The sequence below is a fragment of the Shewanella sp. 30m-14 genome, from assembly GCF_052977125.1.
On sequence record NZ_JBRILW010000002.1, the window covers coordinates 201,329 to 224,001 of the forward strand.

General features: G+C 46.4%; 18 protein-coding genes. 9 read left to right on the plus strand and 9 right to left on the minus strand.

The window, feature by feature from the left end:
- Window positions 1–181: 181 nt before the first annotated feature.
- From ACVBIU_RS02630 to ACVBIU_RS02640, 3 genes are all read left to right on the plus strand, one after another.
- A complete protein-coding gene (locus tag ACVBIU_RS02630; protein ID WP_447159434.1) occupies window positions 182–1,114 on the plus strand; it encodes a phospholipase A in 933 nt (310 codons plus the stop codon).
- Window positions 1,115–1,286: 172 nt separating this feature from the next.
- Window positions 1,287–2,801, plus strand: a complete 1,515-nt coding sequence (locus ACVBIU_RS02635; RefSeq protein WP_447162992.1) for a hypothetical protein — start codon at window positions 1,287–1,289, stop codon at window positions 2,799–2,801.
- Window positions 2,802–2,898: 97 nt separating this feature from the next.
- Entirely contained in the window at window positions 2,899–3,759 is an 861-nt protein-coding gene (locus ACVBIU_RS02640; protein WP_447162993.1) for a PA4780 family RIO1-like protein kinase, read from the plus strand.
- A gap of 101 nt (window positions 3,760–3,860) precedes the next feature.
- Here ACVBIU_RS02640 and ACVBIU_RS02645 read toward each other — a convergent pair whose 3' ends face one another.
- From ACVBIU_RS02645 to ACVBIU_RS02670, 6 genes are all read right to left on the minus strand, one after another.
- Window positions 3,861–4,433 (minus strand): peroxiredoxin family protein, encoded by a 573-nt coding sequence (locus tag ACVBIU_RS02645; protein ID WP_447159431.1) that lies wholly within the window; start codon window positions 4,431–4,433, stop codon window positions 3,861–3,863.
- Between the two features lie 171 nt (window positions 4,434–4,604).
- Window positions 4,605–5,027 carry a DUF3010 family protein gene (locus ACVBIU_RS02650; protein WP_447159430.1) on the minus strand — a complete coding sequence of 141 codons (423 nt, stop codon included), beginning with the start codon at window positions 5,025–5,027 and terminating at the stop codon, window positions 4,605–4,607.
- A gap of 89 nt (window positions 5,028–5,116) precedes the next feature.
- A complete protein-coding gene (locus ACVBIU_RS02655) occupies window positions 5,117–6,841 on the minus strand; it encodes a hypothetical protein (protein ID WP_447159429.1) in 1,725 nt (574 codons plus the stop codon).
- A 729-nt stretch (window positions 6,842–7,570) separates the two neighbouring features.
- Complete coding sequence (locus ACVBIU_RS02660) at window positions 7,571–8,341, minus strand: phosphoadenylyl-sulfate reductase (RefSeq protein ID WP_447159428.1); 771 nt, start codon at window positions 8,339–8,341, stop codon at window positions 7,571–7,573.
- Window positions 8,334–10,031 carry an assimilatory sulfite reductase (NADPH) hemoprotein subunit gene (gene cysI / locus ACVBIU_RS02665; protein WP_447162994.1) on the minus strand — a complete coding sequence of 566 codons (1,698 nt, stop codon included), beginning with the start codon at window positions 10,029–10,031 and terminating at the stop codon, window positions 8,334–8,336. The genes ACVBIU_RS02660 and cysI overlap by 8 nt, the downstream gene beginning before the upstream one ends.
- A 90-nt stretch (window positions 10,032–10,121) precedes the next feature.
- Window positions 10,122–11,918 (minus strand): assimilatory sulfite reductase (NADPH) flavoprotein subunit, encoded by a 1,797-nt coding sequence (locus tag ACVBIU_RS02670; RefSeq protein WP_447162995.1) that lies wholly within the window; start codon window positions 11,916–11,918, stop codon window positions 10,122–10,124.
- 345 nt (window positions 11,919–12,263) lie between these two features.
- Between ACVBIU_RS02670 and ACVBIU_RS02675 the strand changes: the two genes are divergently transcribed.
- The 4 genes from ACVBIU_RS02675 (at window position 12,264) to ACVBIU_RS02690 (ending at window position 16,676) form a co-directional block, all read left to right on the plus strand.
- Complete coding sequence (locus tag ACVBIU_RS02675; protein ID WP_447162996.1) at window positions 12,264–13,478, plus strand: Re/Si-specific NAD(P)(+) transhydrogenase subunit alpha; 1,215 nt, start codon at window positions 12,264–12,266, stop codon at window positions 13,476–13,478.
- Window positions 13,478–13,753, plus strand: coding sequence for an NAD(P) transhydrogenase subunit alpha (locus ACVBIU_RS02680; RefSeq protein ID WP_447159424.1), 276 nt, complete (start codon window positions 13,478–13,480; stop codon window positions 13,751–13,753). Before ACVBIU_RS02675 ends, ACVBIU_RS02680 begins: the two co-directional genes overlap by 1 nt.
- Window positions 13,754–13,759: 6 nt before the next feature.
- Window positions 13,760–15,142, plus strand: coding sequence for an NAD(P)(+) transhydrogenase (Re/Si-specific) subunit beta (locus ACVBIU_RS02685; protein WP_447159423.1), 1,383 nt, complete (start codon window positions 13,760–13,762; stop codon window positions 15,140–15,142).
- A gap of 166 nt (window positions 15,143–15,308) precedes the next feature.
- Window positions 15,309–16,676 carry a MipA/OmpV family protein gene (locus ACVBIU_RS02690; RefSeq protein ID WP_447162997.1) on the plus strand — a complete coding sequence of 456 codons (1,368 nt, stop codon included), beginning with the start codon at window positions 15,309–15,311 and terminating at the stop codon, window positions 16,674–16,676.
- Between the two features lie 60 nt (window positions 16,677–16,736).
- Here the strand turns inward: ACVBIU_RS02690 and ACVBIU_RS02695 are convergent, their stop codons facing one another.
- From ACVBIU_RS02695 to hldE, 3 genes are all read right to left on the minus strand, one after another.
- Complete coding sequence (locus tag ACVBIU_RS02695; protein WP_447159421.1) at window positions 16,737–17,213, minus strand: TetR family transcriptional regulator; 477 nt, start codon at window positions 17,211–17,213, stop codon at window positions 16,737–16,739.
- Between the two features lie 95 nt (window positions 17,214–17,308).
- Window positions 17,309–18,163 carry a hypothetical protein gene (locus tag ACVBIU_RS02700; RefSeq protein WP_447162998.1) on the minus strand — a complete coding sequence of 285 codons (855 nt, stop codon included), beginning with the start codon at window positions 18,161–18,163 and terminating at the stop codon, window positions 17,309–17,311.
- A 12-nt stretch (window positions 18,164–18,175) separates the two neighbouring features.
- Window positions 18,176–19,606 (minus strand): bifunctional D-glycero-beta-D-manno-heptose-7-phosphate kinase/D-glycero-beta-D-manno-heptose 1-phosphate adenylyltransferase HldE, encoded by a 1,431-nt coding sequence (gene hldE, locus ACVBIU_RS02705; protein ID WP_447162999.1) that lies wholly within the window; start codon window positions 19,604–19,606, stop codon window positions 18,176–18,178.
- Window positions 19,607–19,706: 100 nt separating this feature from the next.
- Between hldE and ACVBIU_RS02710 the strand changes: the two genes are divergently transcribed.
- Both ACVBIU_RS02710 and norR read left to right on the plus strand, forming a co-directional pair.
- Complete coding sequence (locus ACVBIU_RS02710) at window positions 19,707–20,633, plus strand: LpxL/LpxP family Kdo(2)-lipid IV(A) lauroyl/palmitoleoyl acyltransferase (protein ID WP_447163000.1); 927 nt, start codon at window positions 19,707–19,709, stop codon at window positions 20,631–20,633.
- Between the two features lie 433 nt (window positions 20,634–21,066).
- Window positions 21,067–22,614 carry a nitric oxide reductase transcriptional regulator NorR gene (gene norR, locus ACVBIU_RS02715; RefSeq protein WP_447163001.1) on the plus strand — a complete coding sequence of 516 codons (1,548 nt, stop codon included), beginning with the start codon at window positions 21,067–21,069 and terminating at the stop codon, window positions 22,612–22,614.
- Window positions 22,615–22,673 lie beyond the last annotated feature (59 nt).

Genomic DNA, 22,673 nt, shown 5'->3' on the forward strand with positions numbered 1-22,673 from the left:
GTTAGGCGTCACAAAATCAAGTAAATAAGCAACGCGCCGTACAGGCTCGCACTTCACACCATCAAAGGTGTCTTTGTGTTACATGACTGCTCAATAGCTGTTAAATCTTTATGCAGCTAGGTAGAATCCAGCACAAATAACAAAATGCTGCATATTGATCTACCAAATCTCAGGGAAAGTTATGAACAAACTTAGTGCGCTACTCATACCGCTATGCGTGTGTTGCTCATTTACGCTTTACGCTGCCGATACACAAAGCAGCAACGCGAATATAGAAGTCCAGCCAAAGAAAGAAAGGTCATTAGTCGATAAGCGCATCTCAGAGGAAAGTGCCACTGGCGATCTCCCCTATGTCATCACGCCGCACAAAGTGAACTACATTTTGCCTGTGACTTACAGCGCATCACCTAATATGGCTCCTTTTGCTGAGGAAGCCGCTGAGCATCCATTTGGTTTAGATAACATGGAAGCTAAGTTTCAAATCAGCTTTAAGTTTCCGCTTTGGCATAATGTATTTGGTGATAACGGTCATCTGTTTGCGGCCTATACCAACCAGTCTTACTGGCAGGTATACAATAAAGAGATCTCCTCGCCGTTTAGAGAGACTAACCACGAGCCAGAGATCTTTATGCTGTTTACCAACGATTGGCAGCTAGGACCACTGACCAACTCTTTTTGGGGGCTGGGTGCTGTGCATCAATCTAATGGCCAGTCTGGCCCTCGTTCTCGTAGCTGGAACAGGCTCTATGGCATGATGGTATTTGATAATGGTCCCTTTGCCATTGAAGCCAAGGCATGGTGGCGTATTCCTGAAGATGAAAAAGAGACGCCCAGCTCACCACGAGGCGATGATAATCCCGACATTACTGATTATATGGGAAATGTAGAGCTCACAGGCGTTTACGGACTCGATGAACATAGGTTTACCTTAATGGTGCGCAACTACATTCAAAAACCTAACTATGGCGCAGTCGAGTTTACTTGGAGCTATCCGATTTTGGGTAACTTAAGACTTTATACTCAATATTTTAATGGCTACGGCGAAAGTTTAATCGACTACAATGTACATAACCAACGAATAGGTATCGGGGTTTCGATCAACGACATTTTGTAATCGACGCCACTAGCCATTACTGTCACTGACAACACACTATCGACAGCGAGCGACTGCCAGCAAGCGATACGAGTAAGCAGCATTGAATAACCAGTAGTAGGCTCGATACCAAAAACATCTATAGCAGGCCTGGTTCTACACCACGCCAAGCCTGCATTAAAAAGGATGAAGCATGAGCTTGAGCTTTAAGGGCATCATTAGCATTTTCGCTATACTCATTTGCGCGAGTACTGCTCAGCTCATTCACCTATCACTCCCCTCCAGCCCAGGTAAAACCACACTTAACCACAGACAGTATCAGCAAGATATTGATACCCTTGTTGAAGCCATTAAGCAGCATTCCGCCTTTGCCGCCATGGACCCTGAGCGTGTAACCGCTATCACACATGCAACTCAGTCACTGCTGCTGTCAGCGACTAACAGTAACCATGCCATACAGTTGGAGCAGCAGTTACTACAACTACTAAGCCAACTCAATGATCCCGGCGCCGGAGCGCTGCTCCCCATAAATGCCTCGGGCAACATAAGCCGTTTGCAGCAACTGCCAATAGACATACTCTTTGATGGTCAGTACTGGCAAGCATTTACCCAACATGGTGAAATACTCGAACCAGACTTTCCCTACCTGACTCATATCGATGGACTACCAATGAGACGTTGGGTAGAGGCGAGCCTGACCTATCTTGCCGATCCAATAAAGTTGTCGACTCAGGCGCAAAGCCGCTGGATAAAACAGATTGCCAGATTAAGGCTAGATATTGGCCTTAGTGACAGAGATGAAACCGTAATAACCCTAAGTAATGGCGAAACAAGCCTGCAACGCTCTATCAAGCTGACGCAAGATCTGCTGACTGCAAAAGAGCTGCCACCAAAAGTAAATGCCCTAGAAGTGACAGCTCCAGAAACGAGCCCACCTCAGAGCACCTTGCCTTTAGATGTTGTGCGCCTAAGCCCAAATATAGACGCTGCCACAATAGAGTTACTTTCAAGCCAATTAGCAAGGCTTAGCACTGATCCCACTGCGCCGCTGGTTATTGATATCCGGGCAATTAAGCAGCCTCAACCCTTGCTTATGACTTGGCTGATTACCCATTTTGCTAAACAACATAAGCCGCAAAGTATCGGTTTATTACAATACAAGCGCTTTGCGACATCCAGAGCCGACCAACTTCCCACGCGCTACATACCAATGTCACAATTAAGCTTTTTTGAACAAGCTGAGCTAAAAAACCAGGGGTTTGAAACTCATCAGCCTCCCGCATCCGTATTTAGCGATTATCTAGTACGTAAATATCATCCAACTCAGGTATCTAACAGCCAGCAGCAGAGTCATTACCTCTCCTTATTAGTTGATTCAAGTTGCGAACTAGAGTGCGAATGGGTAGCTCTCGCTTCGCTGCAATGGCCTCATGTCGAGCTAATAGGTGAAACCACCCGCGGCAGTCTAAGCCCTCGTCATCGCGTGACTTTGCCCAACAGTGGTATTGAGGTGCAATTTAGTAAAGGAGTTGTGTATGCTCCCAATGGTCAGCTGATCTCAGGTGTTGGTCTTACCCCAGCAATGCAGCTAAATCAGCTCGCCTTTGAGGATCCTCTGATTGTTAAACTTATCGCAACCAAGAAGTTAGACGCATCGCTTCTGCCATTAAAGGGGACTTTAGCTATCGTTCCCCAAGAAAAACGCTAGCGGTTTTCGGCTAACAAATACTGATTAATGTCATTTTTTTTCTATGATAATAAGCGAATGCATTCCATCACCAGGCTAACTAAGGTATAAGAGCCCAATGAAAACCCCAAAACGACTCCAACCTCTGGTTGATGAAGGACTAATTGACGAAGTGATTCGTCCATTAATGAGCGGCAAAGAAGCCGATGTTTACATAGTTAGATGTGGCGACGACGTTCGTTGTGCCAAAATTTATAAAGAAGCTGATAAGCGCAGCTTTAAGAAAGCCGTCGAATACCGTGAAGGACGTAAGGGTCGTAACTCTCGTCGAACAAGGGCGATGGAGAAAGGATCTAACTACGGACGCCAAGAACAAGAGCAGGCATGGCAAAATGCCGAGGTCGATGCACTGTTTCGTCTAGCGGATGCTGGCGTGCGTGTGCCTACGCCTTATGGCTGTTTTGATGGTGTGCTATTAATGGAGCTCATCACAGATGAAGCCGGTTATGTGGCACCACGACTTAACGATGTCACTCTCAACGCCGATATGGCCATTGCGCACCATGCTATGGTGATGAAAGGTGTGCAGCGTATGCTATGTGCAGGCCTTATTCACGGTGACTTATCTGAGTTTAACGTGTTACTCGACCATACTGGACCTGTGATCATTGATCTGCCTCAAGCGGTCGATGCCGCTGCCAACAATAACGCTAAACGCATGTTATTACGTGATGTGAATAATATGACTCAGTATTACGGTCAATTTGCGCCGTCACTGCTCGGCAGTAAATATGCCCAAGAGATGTGGCTTAAGTTCGAGTCTGGCGACTTGTTACCCGATACTGAGCTAACAGGTGAGTTTATTGAGAGCGAGCAAAGTGCCGATATTGAGGCGGTGCTAGCCGAGATCCAAGCCGCTTTTGAAGAGGAGCAAGATAGAAAAGCGCGGATCCAGGGTGAAACGGAAGATGAGTTTTAATCCTCATCTGTATAACTAAGCTAGTTAAGCTGGTATTTATCAAATAAAAATCCCTGCTATGTCGCCATTGCAGGGATTTTTGCTGTGCCGTTTAATCGAAATTAGTCAACTTGATCGGTGTCGCCTTGAGGCGTTGCAGACTCTAGATTAACCTTCTCAATATTCAGTTCAGCCAAGTTTGCGGCGATATCTTCCGCTGCTGTTTTAGCATTGATATCTTCATCAATTTTTAAAATCTTACCGTCGGTGCCGATGTAAAATGTCACCCGGCTCGCAACGCGAACAAAGTTAAGCACATCGTATGCCTTGGCAGTCTCTTTGCTTGGATCGCTAAGCATTGGAAAGTCTGCCTTTTGCTCACGGGCAAAGGCTTGGTTATCTTCTAAATCATCAACGCTGGCCATCATGTATACGGCGTTATATTCACGGATTAGGTGACCCTTTTCCACTAACGATTTACATTCCAAAGTACAGCCACGCGTGTTTGCCATTGGGTACCAGGCCAAAACCAAATTTTGCTTACCTTTGTAGTCACTTAATTGGTAAAAATGGCCATCTGTTGCCTGCAGTTTAAAGTCTGGTGCGATATCCCCCACCTTTAAATCGGTTGCCATCGCAGCGAGTGGCATCAGCAATAATGCGACAAATCCAAATTTTGAAAGCTGTTTAATCATGTTGTTCACCTTTTTGATTCAATGAATCATTTTGACTCTATGAATTGTTTGTATTTTGTTTTTATTATCAATATTCAATTTAGCCTCACGGCCAAATCAAACACTTAGCTTTATTTATTTAATGCTTTAGCTACTTAATACGTAAAGAGCTGATTAAGGATCAACTCCGCACTAGCCCAGACACTCAAACGCTAAATCGTAAGCCTTGCCCAAGTCGACCGTTTTAGGTCTGTGTGTTTTGAGGTCACTACAACGCTTATCGGTTGCTCTTAGTGTAGCAGGATGAGCAAACTCAACCTCGATCTCTACGCTGGCTAATATCGCGCCTTCCATTAAAAAAGTGCCTGCGCCACCAGCACCTTGCCCCGTTGTCGCACGTCGATTGACAACTAACTTATCAAGCTTATGTTCCTTGATATAAGCCTTGATTAACGCGACAAACTCACGAGTATCTTGTTGAGTCGGGTTTTTCACTAAGCTAAATTTATTCACCTTAGGCGCGATAACATGATGAGTATCCCGACTTCCCGACAGGGTAACCAACCTCACTTCATTGGCTTTTAAAAATACCCCACAAACAACCTGTTCAGTCATCTTGACTCCAAACCATAATGCTATTGGTAAATAAAAACGCCAGCCGTAACTGGCTGGCGTTTTCGATTGCTCATTATTGCATAAATGCTTTACTGAGTTGAGCGAGAGTTAACATAAGAGTCAATCTCAAAGCCTTTCTGGTCGATATCTAGACTTAGCTTAACGCGCATATCGTAGTCTTTCATCATCTCAAGCTCTTCAGGTATAGGCTCGCCCGTTAACTCAATAAAGGTTAGCAAAGGCTTAAACATCTTCATGTAATCAGTAGACATCACCATCAAGCCATTATTGACTAGCGTTTCAGCCGCTAAGCTATTAGCGATAGCCTCACCTTTATTGCCCGCAAACAACACTAAGTGATTCCCTTTAACTGCCAACTTTGGCGAGACATTCACCTCTGCTGGTATTGGGATAATCGTGTTGAGATCGATTGCATCACCATTAGCTGGTAGCTGAATGTTGGCCAGCTCAGGTGCAAAAGGCTTCACCAAGTTAAACAGCATTGCGGGGTTTTCAGCAGACAAACTCAATACCGCATCTAGGCTTTCAAGCTGTGGATTATCAAGATTGTCACTGATCTTATAATCGATAAGCGAGACACCAATACCTTTCACGCCATTTGCCATCCCCGTAAACATGCCTAGCATTGCAGGGCTCTGTTGGCTCATCTGCACCTGCATTTCAGCAAGGGGGCCACACTGGTACTCCGGAGTTAACATGTCGTCCCAAATAGCCGTTAATGACGGCACCATCTGGTTAACATCAATTCCAAGACCGAAAGTAAACACACTATTGTCAATGTCTTGTACATAAGCTGGAATATATCCACGCAGCTTTTGATAGGCATTTAGCAGCACCTGGTTATTACTTTCTACTACCGTTCTAAAACCAAATATGCTTTCTTTGTCGGTCACTTTAAGCTCATCATAACCTGCCACCGTACGCGGCCAATTATCGGCTATCGATGCAAGCTCCTGCTGACATGCCGGTGTTCTAAGTTCTACCAGAGGGTCTTCTTCAACCATTTCAAATAACTTAGATAGCTGACCTGCAAGTTGATTTCCATCTGTGCTGGTTAGCGCAGTGACAATCTCTTTATGATTGATATAGCTCACACCTTCGTTCATAAAGCCATTGTTCTTGATGATGTCTTCAATAATATGTGCATCAACAATTGAATTATCCACTGGTGTCACGCCTAGTGCGGTTTCCAGTAAAACAGCTTCACTAAAAGAGGTGGTTATGGTTGATACCAGCAGGCCGTCATGCACTGTAACAATCAGATTAATATGCTCTTTTTCGCTTTCATCTGTGAGCTGATAGCTACGATAATCCACGCCCTTTAAATTGGCATTTGTGTGAGTAAAGCCACTATCAGCCTCGGCTTTATCGAGTAACGCCCAAATCGCATCGGCATTTTCAACTTCAACTTTTATCACCGGCATTAGGCCGAGCGTGTAAAAGTAGCTACGAATGTTTTCAGCAAGACCAAAGGTTTGAATAAAAGTGCTACCGTCTTTCATTGACGCCATGTATGACTTAGCAAGGCTCAATATAAATCGTGTTTTAGGGTCGGATTCTTGCTCGAGATCATCTAAGGCATCAGCAGGATACTGCCTATAGGCCTCAGAAAGAGAATTGATATAAGACTTAATAGGAAAAGGTTGTAGCTGAGCAGAGAAAATCGGGGTATCTGCTGGCACATAGCTTAATACAGCATTATCGCTTGCCGACACCTGCGTTGATTGCTGGCTATACCAATATCCACCAGCACCCGCAGCGACAACCACTGCAGCAATAAGCATCTTATTCATTCAAAACTCCATTTAAAAATTCAATTAATCCAGTATAAACAGCAGTAAACGGTGTTACCGAATCAATACTACAACATTGTGTGTAGCTAATACTAATCTGTATGAAATAGCGGCGGAAATTGACTGAAATATGATGCTATTTGGATTAAATAGGGGTGGGGAGAAACTAAAAATGACACTAATTTAGCGCGAGGTGAGACTGAATAATAACAGCAAACGCCAGCCCCAAATACTTGAAAGCCCCAGGCAACCCAACATAGCGGGGTTGCCTGGGGCACAAATCGCTTGATAAGCAGGCGCTAGCAAGCCAATCAAAGCACTCATTTTTTTCGCCCCTTGGCTGTAAAAAAATGAGCTTGGTTTATCTGGTTACTGACGGCTCTGCCTGCAATGTTTAGCTGATTTTGATATGTACACCACATTTGATGTACGTCTCGAATAATCAGTGGAAGACTAAACCTTGCCTAGCCCAATCGAGCTTGATACAGAACAGTTCCCTAAAACCATCTACGGGAACCTCAAACTATAGCCTAAAAAAATAACTGTGCATAACCTTGTGAGTAAAAATGTACAGAAATAAACAAAAATTAATACTAAAGCACTAAAACCATTTTACAACAATCACTTACAAATATTTAATTTGTATAAAGATATACGTTTCACTCGCCTACAAATGGCACGTTTGTACCACTTGTTATGGCGATTACTCTGCTTAGCCTGTTTCTATCACTAAATGTCGTAGTGCAGACCACATTCACGCTTTAATCCATTAAAACGCGTTTCCTCTTCACTCATTCCCAGCTCTAGGGGTTTACTCGAATGGGTGTCGCCCACAGAGACATAACCTTGCTCCCATAATGGGTGATAAGGCAGCTCAAACTCGGTTAAGTACTCATGCACCTGTTTATTGCTCCAATCAATGATCGGTAGAATTTTATAGCGCTGTCCATGAATCGCTAAAATTGGCAGAGCCTCACGAGTACTCGATTGAGAACGTCTCAACCCCGCAAACCAGGTACCGACCTCTTGCTCAGCCAAGGCACGTTGCATAGGTTCTACTTTGTTGATCTGGTTATATTTATCCAGACCATCTAAGTCTTGCTCCCACAACTTACCAAAGCGCGCTTCTTGCCATGCCGCGCTATAAGGCGATGCATACACCTTGAGATTAAGCGAGAGCCTTGCAGTCAACTCGTCGATAAATTGATAGGTTTCGCTAAATAGGTAACCCGTATCGGTGAGCAGTACTGGAATATCAGCCTTTTCAGCGCTAACCATATGCAACATCACCGCCGCTTGAATACCAAAACTTGACGATAATGCATGCTTACCCGGCAAGTATGCCAATGCCCAGCGCACGCGCTGGACGGGTGTCAACTCAGCTAAAAATTCATTGACGCGTTTTAATTCAGCTTGTTGCTCTACTTTCGGCGCGCTTAATAACGCGCTAAGCGCGTCCGCCGTAATCACAGAATCAACAACATTGTGGGTATCAACCATGAAAGTCCTTAGCCGCATCGTTCACAGCTGCAACTACGCCACTTCGCACGGTGTAGTTACCAAAAGTTTCACCCGCCTGGCGCTGTGATACATATTGCGCAAACAGGGTATCTAACTCCGCAAGGATCTCCGCTTCCTGGATATTCTCACGATATAATTTATTCAAGCGGGTGCCTTCAAAGCTAGCGCCTAAATAGAGGTTGTAGCGACCCGGCGCTTTACCGACTAAACCAATTTCAGCGGCAAAGGGTCTTGCACAACCATTGGGGCAACCCGTCATGCGAATAACAATGCCTTGGTCGAGGAAACCATGCTTTTCTTGCAAGCCTTCAACCTTAGTCAGAAAATCGGGGAAATAGCGCTCGGCTTCTGCCATAGCAAGCGCACACGTTGGCAGTGCCACACAGGCAATTGAGTGACCGCGGGTTTCGGTAATAAGCTTGCCAAGTAAGCCATGCTGCCTTGCTAAGCCTTCAATCTGCTCTTTATCTGCACTCGGTACACCCGCAATAATAATATTTTGGTTTGAGGTCATACGAAAATCACCCTGGTGAATTTTCGCAATTTCTCTCAGGCCTGTTTGCAGCGGCTGACCCGGTAGATCTGTAACGCGGCCGCCTTCAATAAATAGCGTTAAGTGCCAGTTATCATCTACACCTTGCTTCCAGCCATAGCGATCACCGCGATCGCCAATCACTACATCACGCTTAGGTTCAAACTTAATGCCGGTGCGCGCTTCAATTTCAGCTTTAAAAGTGTCAAAACCATGTTTAACAATGGTGTACTTTAAGCGTGATAATTTACGGTTTTCACGATTACCCCAGTCACGCTGAATCGTCATTACCGCTTCGGCAAACTTTAAGGTGTCTTCGGCCTTGATATAGCCAAAGTCGTCGGCCAAACGTGGGAAGGTCGAGACTTCACCATGAGTTGAGCCCATGCCACCACCGGCAACCATATTAAAGCCAACCAACTCATCGCCTTCGGCTACAGCAATAAAGCCCAGATCATTAGTGTAAACATCCACATCATTATCTGGCGGTACGGCAACCGCCATCTTAAATTTGCGTGGTAGGTAGGTTTTACCGTAAACAGGCTCCACCTCTTCACCTTCTGTGGTCACTAATTTTTCATCGTCTAGCCAGATCTCAGCGTAGGCTTTAGTATGCGGCAACATGTTATCTGACAGCTGCTTTGCATAAGCGTAAGCTTGTTGATGCAACTTGGACTCTACAGGGTTTGGGTTACACATCACGTTACGGTTTACATCACCACATGCCGCGATAGAGTCCAGCGCCTCTTTGTCGAGATCTTGAATAATCGTCTTAAGATTACGCTTTGGAATACCGTGATACTGGAACGTTTGACGCGTGGTTAAACGGATACTGTTTGAGCTCGTCAAGTTCGAGGCTATTTTATCAACCGCCAACCACTGCTCTGGCGAACACACGCCACCGGCCACACGGGCACGCAACATAAAGCTATATAGAGGCTCAAGTTTTTGCTCTTTTCGCTCGTTACGTAAGTCACGGTCGTCCTGCTGATAAAAGCCATGGAATTTGATCAACTGTTGATCGCCTTCACTAAACGCACCCGTTACTGCGGTGTCTAACCCTTCTTGAATCGTACCGCGCAGATAATCACTGTCGGTTTTTAGGTATTCATTTACTGCTAACTTTTGCTCACTCATAGCAAGGTACTCTCTTCAAATTCTGTTCTGCTCTCGCGCCAGTTACACCCTAGCGGCGCTCATCATTGCGTGCTCGTTTAACGCTGAGTCTTAATAGACATCTTTTTGGTAACGTTTAGCCGCTCGCAGTGCTTCTAAATATTCAGCCGCTTGCTCTTTGCTTTTACCACCGTGCTCAACAACAAGATCTAACAGGGCTTGATGTACATCTTTCGCCATACGCTCAGCATCACCACAGATATAGAAATGCGCGCCAGATTCTAACCACTGCCACAGTGCCTCGCCTTGTTCGGCAATCTTATGCTGCACATACACTTTATGGTCTTGATCACGAGAAAAGGCCAAATCGATTCGAGATAACAGACCTGATTGCAGGTATTGCTGCCACTCAGTTTGATAAAGGAAATCTTGCTCGAAATGTGGGTTACCAAAGAACAACCAAGCACTGCCTTGAGCACCCTGCTCAGCCCGTTGCTGCATGAAAGCTCTAAAAGGTGCCACACCGGTGCCAGGACCGACCATGATCACTGGCGTGTCTGGATTTTCAGGTAAACGAAAGTGATTATTAGGCTCAACGTACACCTGCACTTCTTGACCTTCCTCCGCGCTGGCCAAGAACTGAGACGCTCCGCCAAAACGCGCTACGCCGTCACGGTCATCTTCAACTAATGCCACCGTTAAGTGCACTTCAGACTCAACTTCAGCCTGACTCGATGCGATAGAGTAAAGTCTTGGGGTAATACCGCGTAGCAAGCCAACAAATTGCTCGGCGCTCACAGACGCAGGGTATTGGCGCACTAAGTCAGCCACCTGGTTGTTATTAACAAACTCACGGGTTAACGATTTATCCGCACTGATTGCGAGTAATGCTTGATCTTGACTAAGCTCAGCCCATCCCGACACTAAGCCCGGGTAAAGTTGAGTCAGCTCTTTCTTGTTCGTTAACGCATCCTGAAGCGTTAAGGTCTCTTTACCCACACTAACCTGCTCATCAGCATCAAGTTTCAAAGCTTCAATGAGTTCTGAGACCAAGCTTGGAGAGTTGGTAAACCACACCCCTAAGGCATCACCAGCTTGATATTCAATACCCGACTCACCCAGCTCAATTTCAACATGGCGAACATCTCTATCTGAGTCTCTGCCAGTCAGCTTTTGACTCACAAGCAGCTCTGCGGTGTAAGGCTTTTGTTTACTAAAACTTGAGGTCACAGCTTGGGTGCTGGCAATTGAAACCACGCTTGCGCTCGTGCTCTGTACCAAGGGCTTAACCGCCTCTAGCACATCCACTTGCCACTGCTGTGATTGTTCCTCGTAATCCACATCACACTCAACCAATGGCGCAATAGCGCTCGCGCCTAATGCGTTAAGGCGAGACTCAAAGTCTTTACCGGTTTGACAGAAAAACTCATAACTTGAATCACCCAATGCCAGCACCGAGTAATTAAGGTTATCCAGTTTAGGGGCGCGCTTAGAGCTTAAGAATTTGTGCAGCTCAATAGCATCATCAGGCGCCTCACCTTCACCATGAGTACTCACAACTAACAGCAGTAAGTTCTCTTGTTTAAGTTGACGCGTCTTATAGTCACCCATAGACACTAGGTTGACCGCATAGCCCTGTGCCTGCGCTTTTTCGGCGAGTTCAGTTGCCACTCCTCTACCGTTACCCGTTTGGCTTCCGTAAAGAATGGTAATAGTTTGCTCTGTACCCGCTTGCGAGCTTCCCGCGGCTTGTGGTACTCCCGCCGATCCTTGCTCAGACGTTGCAGCAAGATAGCCACTAACCCAAGCAAGTTGAACGGCACTCAGCTCTGCAGTGAGCTGCTTTAACTTGTCCACTTGGCCAGCAGAAAGCGGCGAAGCGAGTGATGAAAGCTCTTTTAACAACATGGAAACGGCCCTGTATCAGTGTAATGTAGGCAAGCTTATCCCCTCGCTGAAAAAGAAAAAAAGAATAAAAGCTGATTTTTAATTCGATTTTGGAATATACAAAGTTCAAAAATTAAGCTACAAAAGTAACTAGCGGTTCAAATAAACCATTTGGGCTAGGGTTTGCGAGTGCAAACTTCTATTCAAAAGTGTGTCGCAGCGCAAACTTTTCAGTCTGACCAGTCCTGAAAATAGGATATTGAAAAATATGCGCTTGTGTCTAAATCCAGAGTCGCCACAATATGCACCCTGAAAAATAAATGACATCTGTTCCTACTAATGTCCTCAACTGAGAGGTTTACCTTTGTGAAGCTAGGTCTACCCAAAGAAAGTCACGCAGGTGAAAGTCGCGTTGCGATTATTCCTGCCAATGTGGCTCGACTACTTAAAAATAATCTACAAGTTCTTGTTGAAAGTGGCGCTGGTAGCAATGCTGGTTTTACTGATGAAGACTATATCCAAGCAGGCGCATCGATTGTGTCTCGCGAACAAGTTCTGAGTGACGCTGACATCATCACGGTGGTGAATGCAAAAGATGAACAGCTCGCAGAACTCACATCGCTTATCAAGCCACAGCAAATTGTCATAGGCATGATGGATCCGCTAGCGCATCCCGAAAATGCCCAGGCGATTGCAGATACTGGTGCGACCGCAATTGCACTTGAACTTGTGCCACGGATCACTCGCGCACAAAGCATGGATATTCTGTCTTCAATGGCTACAATCGCAGGCTATAAGGCGGTGTTACTTGCTGCGCATAAAGCGCCGCGTTTATTCCCCATGATGATGACAGCAGCGGGCACCCTAAAACCTGCGCGCGCCTTTATCATGGGCGTGGGTGTAGCAGGCCTTCAAGCTTGTGCGACTGCAAAACGCTTAGGCGCTGTGGTTGAGGCTTACGATATTCGCCCCGCAGCACGGGAACAGATTATCTCGGTAGGCGCCAAACCTGTTGAGCTCGATCTAGAAACCGAAAATACCGAAACCAAAGGTGGTTACGCTGCAGAGCAGTCTGATGACTTCCTTAAACGCCAACAGCAAGCGATGGCGAATGTACTTGCCCAGCAAGATATCGTTATCACCACCGCTGCTATCCCTGGTCGTAAGGCACCTATCCTTATCACTAAAGAGATGGTCGATGGCATGAAGCGCGGCACCATTATTGTCGATCTTGCAGCTGAGACCGGTGGTAACTGTGAACTGACCGAACTTGATAAAGAGGTGGTTTACAAAGGTGTAACCATTTTGGGGCCATCAAACGTCCCTGGCACAGCAGCAAACCATGCCAGTCAGATGTACGGTACCAATATTGAAAACTTACTTAAGCTACTTGTCAGCAAAGAAGGTGAGTTAAACCTCGACTTTGAAGATGAGATCGTAAAAGACACGGTCGTGGCTCACCAAGGTCAGGTTACCAGCGCGCGTTTACGTGAGCTTTTAGGCTTACCCGCGCTTGACGTTGCAAGCCAAGTTGACAGTCCAGCAGAAAGTCCAGTTGAAACAGCTCCGGAGGTTAAATAATGGAAATTTTACTGCTATTGACCCTATTTGTGGTTGCGGTGTTCTTAGGCGTCGAGATGATCACTAAGGTGCCACCTACTCTGCACACGCCATTAATGTCGGGTTCAAATGCGATCTCAGGGATCTCGCTTGTGGGCGCGCTGTTGTCAGCAGGTTCTGGCGCTGGTATTTGGGTGAACGTACTCGGCTTTGTCGCTGTGGTACTTGCCACTATCAATGTTGTGGGCGGTTACATGGTAACCAACCGCATGCTAGCCATGTTTAAAAGGAAATAAGCCACTATGAGTACGACGATTATTTACCTCGCCTACTTGGTAGCTTCATGCTTATTCATCTTAGGTATTAAAGGGCTAACTAGACCACGTACAGCCGTTAGGGGTAACCAGCTTTCAGCGCTCGGTATGTTTATCGCGGTAGTGGTCACCCTGTTTGACCAAAGCATTTTAAGCTACGAGTGGATTATTGCTGGTGTGTTACTGGGTGGCTCGATTGGTGCTGTTATGGCGACCAAAATTCAAGTGACCTCAATGCCACAAATGGTTGCGATGCTAAACGGCTTCGGCGGCGGTGCGTCACTGTTTATTGCATTGGCTAACTTCCTTGATCCAACCTCAGCAACTCATACGGTTGCACTTGTGTCTATTGCCGCGACTGTGATTATTGGTGCGGTCACGCTTTCGGGCTCATTTGTTGCGTTTGCAAAGCTGCAAGAACTGATTTCAGGTAACCCGATCAAGGTGCCGGGCAACAAGGTGCTTAATGCACTATTGCTTATCAGTGCCATTGGTCTTGCTATCGCTATCGTCATGGATCCAAGCAACATCAACCTGATCTACGCCTTGGTCGCAGTGTCACTGGTTCTAGGCTTGCTACTTGTGGTACCCATTGGCGGCGCAGACATGCCAGTGGTTATTGCTTTACTTAACTCATATTCAGGTATTGCAGCAGCGACCACAGGTTTCATCACTGGCAACACAGTACTGATTGTATCGGGCTCATTGGTTGGTGCATCGGGTATTATCCTGACGCAAATCATGTGTAAAGCCATGAACCGCTCACTGTTTAACGTCCTGTTTGGTGTGATGGCTGAAGGCGGTGAAACCATTGATGCCGACGAAGTCTACGCGGGTAAAGTGACGTCATCTTCACCAGAAGAAGTGGCCATGCTACTAGAAACTGCCGAGCGCGTAGTGATTGTTCCTGGTTACGGTTTAGCCATGGCGCAAGCACAGCACGCCGTGCGTGAATTGGCCTCGGTGATGGAAGCACGTGGCACACAGGTGCTGTATGCGATTCACCCAGTTGCAGGGCGTATGCCTGGTCACATGAACGTCTTGCTTGCTGAAGCTGAAGTGCCTTACGAGCAGTTGATTGAGATGGATGAGATCAACCCACAGTTCGAACAGACTGACGTCGCGATTGTGATTGGCGCCAATGACGTAACCAACCCAATGGCGCGTGAAGATAAGGGCAGCCCAATTTACGGCATGCCTATTCTTAACGTCGATAAAGCCAAAACAGTGGTTGTGGTTAAGCGCTCATTGAGCCCAGGCTTTGCTGGCTTGCCTAACCCGCTATTTGCCATGGACAACGCATTGATGTTGTTTGGCGATGGTAAGAAGGCCATTGTGGAGCTAACACAGAGCTTAAAAGAAGCTGACTAGCAGTAATGTTTAATCGCTAAACACCAAAAGGCCGCCAATGCGGCCTTTTATTTTTATTCCACATTGGTATTAAGTTCTATTTAACTTGTCGTTGTTAAAATTATGTAATTCACGGTTAAAAAGCAGTACTCTAGCTCACAGTACCCCGCGCTAAAAAGAAAATAATATGATAAAAAAAATGCTTTCGTTGCTCCCCCTTACACTATTAGCACCAATGAGCGCATTGCAGGCCGCAGAAAATAGCCAGCAAACAAAAATGCCCCCGCCCCCCGTCGAATTAGCGCAAGACACAAAAGTGCAATGGAGCGATAACTGGGGCATAGGCATTGGCATGCGCCGCGGCGATATTCCTTATGCAACCGAAGACGATGAGGTATACGACACCCTGCCTTTAATCTATTTTAAAAATGATTATTTCTACATTAATGGAATGGAAGCTGCGGGTCATATCTGGAAAAATGACAACCATCAGATCAACCTCTACACCCGTTTTCGTTTTGTCGACATCCCCAAAGAACTGCAAAACGACACCCAATCTCAAGCCTTTGATTTTGGATTACAATATCGCTTCGTTAAAGATGAGTGGGATGTTGACCTGGCCTTTTTATCCGACTCTCATAAACGCAGTTATGCCTATAGCCGCACCCAATATCACTGGGAGTCTGGTGACTGGAGAGTCAAGCCTTATGCAGAATTTCAATGGAAAAGCGCTGATTTTAATGACTACTACTACGGCTTAAATCAATACGATGTAGGCGGTGGTGTGAGTGTTAACGCCGGTGTGAAAGCACGCTACCATGTGTTCAGCAACCTATATCTGCTCGGACAGTTTGGCGTTGGTCGTCTCGAAGACGATGTCTACAACTTGCCAACCATTAATAACCGCTTTCAATATGAGTCATTCTTAGGCTTTGGTTTCTTCCCTGAACCTAATAGCAAAAAATACTCAGCGCAACCAGCCCCCACTAAGCGTAAAGAGGGTAGTGAATATATCCGCATCGCCCACGGCTGGGCAACACCATCCAACCTTAATGCCATCTTGAAATGGCAAACCAAGACCGACCCATACAATAACCAGATGACCTCGGCATTTTATGGTACTCAGCTCACCGATAGTTTGTTTAATTTCCCTATCGACTTATACCTGACCCCAGGTCTGGTTTGGCACCATAGCTCAGAGGTACAAAGTGATATTGCCGAAGCTGTAATAGCCGTAAAAGCATTCTACACCTTCGATCTGGGTCCACGCTTTAGACTGGGTGTCGCAGAAGGCTTATCTTATGTCAGTAACGTCACCCATATCGAGGGAAGCGAGTTAGAAATTAAAGATTACAAACCCTCTAAATTACTTAACTACTTAGACTTCTCATTGGACGTCAACGTAGGCGATATCTTTAACTCTGCCAAGATGGAAAACATGTGGTTTGGTTATAGCATTCACCACAGGTCGGGGATCTTTGAGTCAAGTTCAGCCTTCGGCCGTATTAGCGGCGGCAGTAACTATCAGAGTGTTTACCTGCAGTGGCACTTCTAATACTAAATTAATGCTCATTAAAAAGGCCGCAATTGCGGCCTTTTTATCGTGGACTCTATACTAACGGGTAACCTCATTGGGCTCGCCAAATAGCACTAACGCGCTCTGACCAACCAAAGCGTTAACCAGTAACCTTCCCTGCTCGCCCAATTCCTTTACGGCCGTTTCACTGGCCAAGCTGATAGCGTTATAACGCTCAACATGCACCTGGTTAGAGCCACAAATGGCAAAGAACAAACGGATAATCGATCTAAAGTAAGGTAGCTTTAATGAGGCTTTCCACGAATTTTGTAACGATTGAATACAGGAGAAGTCTAAGCGTTCGATAAACAGGTTTGCGATGCGTGAGTCTAACTGTTTTAGGAAGTCGATTTTATGGGGAAAGTGATGGCTGATCCCGGTACGGCTAATGCCAGTTGCCTCAGACAAAGTTGAATATGACATGGCATCGTAACCCAGATCTAAAATCTGCTTCATCGCCTCATCGAGGATCTGTTGTATGGTCTGTTTAGTTTGGATTTTAGTACGCTTTGCCATAACACCACTTCACTGAAATCGATATGGCGATACTGTAGCAAAAGTACTTTATCAATGCCTAAATCAATCACTTCCATTCAGCTCTCATTCAGCTCTTACTCAGCCGTCATCTGTTGCGAGCTAAGCCAGTCAGCGGCTGCAGTTTGCCCCATCACCTCAACCAAGGTTGGCGTTAAATACTCGCCCAATGTTGCTTTGCGCCAATAGATATAACCCGGCAAAGGTTGCACGGTTCCTGCACCAAAAGTGCGCTGCATAAGGCTAGAAAACTCATTGAGGGTATCTTTGTCATGCAGCACGAGTCGAGGCGATATGTCGCGCCAAAAGTCATTAAAACTATCAAATTGATTTAGCTGCTCAAGTGAATAATGCGCAAGTACCTGCGCGAGCACGGGCACCGACCAGTGGGATATAAACTCACTGTCAGCCATCACCGCGAGATTACGTCTATGGTACTGCTGCCATGCGAGATCTAAACTTTGAGTCTCAAGCGCAATGCGCCAAACCAAATACAGATCCGCCAACCACTCGTGCTGATATGGGCTTGTAATCGTTTGCCCCTGACGACTTAACGCGTCAATGGCATACAGATGCCCAAGCTCGTGCCAATAAGTTAATTGCGCCTGCTGCTTAAGCGGCAAGGAGAAGTGGCCCACGCCCCAATTAATCGTTTGGCTACGCGGTAATTGCTCATAATCAGTGATCACCAAACCAGCAATATGATCATGGCGTAGAGGCAGCACCATCGCGCCCCGCTGACCGAGTAGATAGTGTAAATCGTTGAGCCGAGTGGGAAGTTGACGACGAGCTGATGGCGGAAGCTGGGTAACACAAGTTTCAAGCAGATTTAGCTCGCAAACAAGGGCTTTTTTAGGACCAATATCTGTCCATAAAAAGCCACTTGCAGTACCGACACTGAGCGCAAAAGTGACGGCAAGCGAGCTCATCATATAACGTTAATACTACTGATTAGCCATGATATTTTGGATAATCGCCGTGGTTGAAATACCGTCTTCAAAGCACAAGACTTTGACCTGACCACCGGCGGCCATGACCTCGCTGCCACCGGCAATATCTTCCACTTTATAATCGCCACCTTTAACCAATAGGTCTGGCAGTAAGCGAGAGATAATACGTTGCGGTGTATCTTCGCTAAACGGTACCACCCAATCCACCGAGGCAAGGGCTGCCAATACCGTCATGCGTCTATCTTCGGTGTTAACCGGGCGGCCTTCACCTTTAAGGCGTTTAACCGATGCGTCAGTATTTACCGCCACAATTAAGCGATCGCCCAAAGCGCGAGCCTGTTGTAAGTAACTCACATGGCCTGCATGCAAGATATCAAAACAGCCATTGGTCATCACCACACGCTCACCGCGTAGCTTTGCCTGCTCAAGCGCATAGGCCAGTTGATCTTCGCTGACCGCCCCAAAACCAGACTCACCATGATTAAGCGATAACGCTTCAATTAGCTCAAGGCGGGTCACCGTCGAGGTGCCAAGTTTAGCCACTACGATGCCTGCTGCCGTGTTCGCGATAGCACAGGCCTGCGGCAAATCACTGCCCGCGGCAATGGCGGTTGCTAAAGCTGAAATCACCGTGTCACCCGCGCCCGTTACATCAAAAACTTCACGAGCAACGGTAGGAATATGTAGCTCAGGTTGGTCGCGAGTAATCAAGGTCATGCCTTTTTCAGAGCGAGTCACTAGCATAGCGGTAAAGTCATACGCCTCAAGCAGACCTTGCGCTTTAGTCACTAAGTCCGACTCAGACTCAACCTTGCCCACCACCACTTCAAACTCACTCATATTTGGCGTCAACAGGTACGCGCCGCGATATTTTGCAAAATCACTGCCTTTAGGGTCAACCAACACTTTTACGCCTTTCGCGTTAGCGGCGGCAATAAAGCTTTGTGGCGAAATTAATGCCCCTTTAGCGTAATCAGATAACACCGCGACATCGACCTTATCCAGTTCCGGCAAGGTTTGTGCTAACAGCGCTTCACTCTCAGCTTCAGAGTAGTTTTCTTCAAAATCTAAACGCAATAACTGCTGGTTACGCGACATAACACGCAGCTTAGTGATAGTCGGTTTGCCAGCCACTTTATGCCAGTTCGGCTCGACCCCAAGGGTCTGAATGCCTAGAGTAAGCGCGTCAGCGGTTTCATCTTCACCCACAATACCCGCAAGACTTGCACTGCCACCTAGAGTTGCAATATTGATTGCCACATTAGCTGCGCCGCCTGGTCGATCCTCAAGCTGTTCAACTTTAACTACAGGAACAGGAGCTTCAGGTGAGATCCGCGCGGTAGGGCCCGCCCAATAGCGATCTAACATTACGTCACCGACAACGAGAACCTTGGCTTTTTCAAATGCTGGCAGAGAAATCTTCATAGTGCCTATATCTTTCGCAAAATTTAATTGTGATTGTACCTAATTCTAATCGCTTTTGAGTTAGAATAATGAGTAATTTTTCAATGGACTCGAGAATTACGTGGTAGAAAAAGCGCAATTTACATCTCACCTTTATCACCCTAAGTATTGGCTTATATGGTTAGGCGTCGGCTTTATGCGTTTAACTCAGCTATTACCGCTTCGAATTCAGATGAAAATGGGCGCCGCAATCGGCCGTCTTGGCATGAAGTTAATAGCCAGTCGAGTAAAAACCGCAAGACGCAACCTTGAGCTATGTTTCCCCGAGATGTCGCCAAGCGAGATGCAACAGTTACTGACGCAAAACTTCGAGCAAACAGGCAAAGCTATCTTCGATACCGCAAATGCTTGGTGGTGGTCTGATGAAAAAATTCAGCAACACATGACAATAAAAGGCCAAGAGTATGTCGAGCAGACATTAGAAAGTGGTCAAGGCGTGATTCTGTTTGCGGTCCATTGTCTGCCTCTAGAGATAGGCGCCCGTATTTTTGGTCAGTTCCAGCCCGGTGTTGGCGTGTATCGCCCGCACAATAATCCGGTGATGGAATACTTACAGGTTAAAGGTCGGCTCCGCTCGAACAAAGCCTTAGTCCCCAAACGCGACCTACGCCAGATGGTACGCAGCCTGCGCGAGCCTAACGTTATCTGGTATACCGCCGACCAAGATTTTGGCCGTTCAAGCGCCACTTTCATCCCCTTCTTTAATGTACCCGAAGCCGCAACGATCACCGGCGCCACCACTCTAGCCAGACTGGGAAAAGCCAAAGTGTTGCCTTTCTTTGTTGAGCGTAATAGTGACGACACAGGCTACAATATTGAGATCCAGCCGCCGTTAGATAACTTTCCCGGCGAGAATGAGATTGAAGATGCCAAGCGTGGCAATAAGATTATCGAAGAGATTATTAGCCGTAATAAATCGCAGTATATGTGGTTACATAGACGGTTTAAGACACGGCCTAATAAGGGTGATGCTTCGCTATATAAATAGGTTCTAGGTTCTAGGTTCTAGGTTCTAGGTTCTAGGTTCTAGGTTCTAGGTTCTAGGTTCTAGGTTCTAGCAAAGCTAAAGGTATCAGGCTACGCCTGACTAGGGTCGTGAGCTGGAAGCTCACGACCTTTTATCAAACGTAGTTTGATTAGCTATAACTGCAGGCGAAGCCCCGTGATGTTGATTGTTAGACGCAGTCTAACTTAAAGGTCAAACAAAGTTTGATGGCCAGCAGCCATAGATGCAATCTAACTCCCCCACTTTAGTCAAAGTGTAAAATTGACATCGACAGCCCATAGCTAAATACTGTTAAAAAGACACACCCGAGTGACCTAGGCTGATCCTAGTATCAGCAACTAGTATCAGCACACTGGAATGTGCACGCTATAACACTCGTCCAAGGTTAACGAATTAACCTGAAATTGGAGCGCCAATGTCACTGAGTCAAAGCGACCTTACCCGTATAGCACTGGATATCACATCAGGGCTGTCAGATCACGATAGATACTCAAGACTTCTTGATACCATACGTCAAACTCTGCACTGTGACGCCGCCGCGCTGCTGCAATTTAGCGGTAAACACTTTACCCCACTGGCTATCGATGGTTTGAGTCCCGATGTACTTGGCAGGCGCTTTATATTGAGCGAGCACCCAAGACTTGAGGCCATCGCTCGCGCGGGTGATGTGGTAAGATTTCCAGCCGACAGTAAACTGCCCGACCCTTACGATGGTTTAATTCCCCATCAAGAAGACCATTTAATGGTGCACGCCTGTATTGGCCTGCCTTTAGTCGCTAACGGCGCGCTTATCGGCGCGGTCACTATCGACGGTTTTGACCCAGAGCAGTTCAATAGCTTTAGCGATAAAGAGCTACGCACCTTAAGCGCTATCGCGTCGGCATCACTTAACAATGCCCTGCTTATCGAAAAGCTAGAAAAACAGGCGCTGCAATCTCAAGAGCCGCCATCGTTCAACCACAATAGCTCAGACAGTGAAGTGGAAATTATTGGTCAATCCTCTGCTATCCAAACACTGCAAAACGAGCTTAATGTGGTAGCCAGTACCGACCTTAATGTGTTGATTTTAGGTGACACGGGGACCGGTAAAGAACTGGTTGCCAAATCAATCCACCAGCGTTCGCTGCGAGCAGGTAAACCGCTGGTGTATTTAAACTGCGCCGCCCTGCCTGAGTCCGTTGCTGAAAGTGAGTTATTTGGTCATGTAAAAGGCGCCTTTACTGGCGCGATTAGCCATCGTAGCGGAAAGTTCGAGACGGCCGATAAAGGCACCCTCTTTTTAGATGAGATCGGTGAATTACCACTGTCCTTACAGTCAAAATTATTGCGGGTATTACAGTATGGCGATTTACAAAAAGTCGGCTCTGATAAAAGCTTAAAGGTTGATGTGCGCATCATCGCCGCCACCAATAAAGATCTCAAGCAAGAAGTCTTGGCCGGACGCTTTAGGGCCGATCTTTATCATCGTTTAAGCGTATTCCCAGTCATAGTGCCACCGCTAAACGAGCGCGAAGGCGATGTAATCTTATTAAGCGGCTTTTTTGTCGAGCATAGCAGAGAAAAACTCGGTTTAAAGAGCCTGAGATTAAGCCCTGACAGTATTAACCTGTTAAATAGCTATGATTGGCCGGGTAACGTACGAGAGCTTGAACATGTTTTGCGCCGCGCGGCGGTATTGTCCAGAGCGCAGTCTCAGTCAGATATTGCGGTGATCACCCCGCAACACTTTGACTTGCGTGGTCAAGACAAGCAGCAGTTTGAGACAACATTTAAAACAGCAACGCAAACCCGCCAAACAATAGCCATTGAGCAAACGCTAAAACAAGCTACTGAAGCGTTTCAGGCGCAATATATTAGCCAGACATTAGTCGCTAACAGCAACAACTGGGCGGCAACGGCCAGAGCGCTAGATGTCGACTCCGGTAACCTGCACCGACTCGCTAAACGTATCGGCATTAAATAAAACCTTGGCTGATATCGCCTATATAATTCAGTAGATTAAGCTGATATAAATTGGCCTGT

Coding starts and splice junctions, on each gene's coding strand:
- ACVBIU_RS02630 (WP_447159434.1), top strand. CDS start 182: ATGAACAAACTTAGTGCGCTACTCATACCGCTATGCGTGTGTTGCTCA.
- ACVBIU_RS02635 (WP_447162992.1), top strand. CDS start 1,287: ATGAGCTTGAGCTTTAAGGGCATCATTAGCATTTTCGCTATACTCATT.
- ACVBIU_RS02640 (WP_447162993.1), top strand. CDS start 2,899: ATGAAAACCCCAAAACGACTCCAACCTCTGGTTGATGAAGGACTAATT.
- ACVBIU_RS02645 (WP_447159431.1), bottom strand. CDS start 4,433: ATGATTAAACAGCTTTCAAAATTTGGATTTGTCGCATTATTGCTGATG.
- ACVBIU_RS02650 (WP_447159430.1), bottom strand. CDS start 5,027: ATGACTGAACAGGTTGTTTGTGGGGTATTTTTAAAAGCCAATGAAGTG.
- ACVBIU_RS02655 (WP_447159429.1), bottom strand. CDS start 6,841: ATGAATAAGATGCTTATTGCTGCAGTGGTTGTCGCTGCGGGTGCTGGT.
- ACVBIU_RS02660 (WP_447159428.1), bottom strand. CDS start 8,341: ATGGTTGATACCCACAATGTTGTTGATTCTGTGATTACGGCGGACGCG.
- cysI (WP_447162994.1), bottom strand. CDS start 10,031: ATGAGTGAGCAAAAGTTAGCAGTAAATGAATACCTAAAAACCGACAGT.
- ACVBIU_RS02670 (WP_447162995.1), bottom strand. CDS start 11,918: ATGTTGTTAAAAGAGCTTTCATCACTCGCTTCGCCGCTTTCTGCTGGC.
- ACVBIU_RS02680 (WP_447159424.1), top strand. CDS start 13,478: ATGGAAATTTTACTGCTATTGACCCTATTTGTGGTTGCGGTGTTCTTA.
- ACVBIU_RS02685 (WP_447159423.1), top strand. CDS start 13,760: ATGAGTACGACGATTATTTACCTCGCCTACTTGGTAGCTTCATGCTTA.
- ACVBIU_RS02690 (WP_447162997.1), top strand. CDS start 15,309: ATGATAAAAAAAATGCTTTCGTTGCTCCCCCTTACACTATTAGCACCA.
- ACVBIU_RS02695 (WP_447159421.1), bottom strand. CDS start 17,213: ATGGCAAAGCGTACTAAAATCCAAACTAAACAGACCATACAACAGATC.
- ACVBIU_RS02700 (WP_447162998.1), bottom strand. CDS start 18,163: ATGATGAGCTCGCTTGCCGTCACTTTTGCGCTCAGTGTCGGTACTGCA.
- hldE (WP_447162999.1), bottom strand. CDS start 19,606: ATGAAGATTTCTCTGCCAGCATTTGAAAAAGCCAAGGTTCTCGTTGTC.
- norR (WP_447163001.1), top strand. CDS start 21,067: ATGTCACTGAGTCAAAGCGACCTTACCCGTATAGCACTGGATATCACA.